This is a genomic window from Vibrio sp. 970 (genome assembly GCF_033339075.1).
In genome coordinates, this window is sequence record NZ_JAWOTW010000509.1 from 1 (window position 1) to 612 (window position 612).

Here is a 612-nt window from a genome sequence, read left to right on the forward strand (position 1 = left end):
GTAACCAAAGTAATAACTTGCACCGAGCAGTCGATAGCGGTTGAGTTCGACTTGGCTTGCAACGCGACCAGCCACCCACTGGTATTTGTGTTTTCTTAGAAATCGCGCAATGGGTAAAAATGAGTGTTGATCTTGTTTGTTCTCTATCGTTACCGAGAGTTTGATCATATCTGGATCAAATTCAGCAATGCGCTCAAAATGCGTTTGGGATGTGGCTACTTCAAACCACAATGCAAACGCATTTTCCTTCAGTTTTTCGACAAGCGTTTCCATGCGTTCGTGAAGGCACAATGTTTCATCTGCTTGTAAGGATGGGATTACATGCTGGAAAGCGGCTGAGTGAAACTGAACCATCTGCTCAAGAAAATACACGCCCGGATCCCACAGCAGTGCATCGACACGAATGGGCACGACGACGTTGCTGATTAAATCTGGATGAAAAGCTTCTAATTGAAATTGAGTTTGTCGTAAGGCGAGATAAAGGCTGAACAAATCTAAGCAGTATTGCATTTGTTCGGAAAGCTCAAACTGATAAACGCTTTGCTCTCCGCGCAATCCGAATCTCAAAGTGAGGTGTTGATATACCACCTCACCGGATTGAGTTTCACGAAT

At 44.3% G+C, this 612-nt stretch carries 1 protein-coding gene; it reads right to left on the reverse strand.

Annotation, left to right across the window (positions count from 1 at the left end; translation table 11 throughout):
• Window positions 1-612 (reverse strand): EAL domain-containing protein (locus R7Q11_RS27585; protein ID WP_225467158.1); only part of this gene is annotated, 612 nt, incomplete at both ends.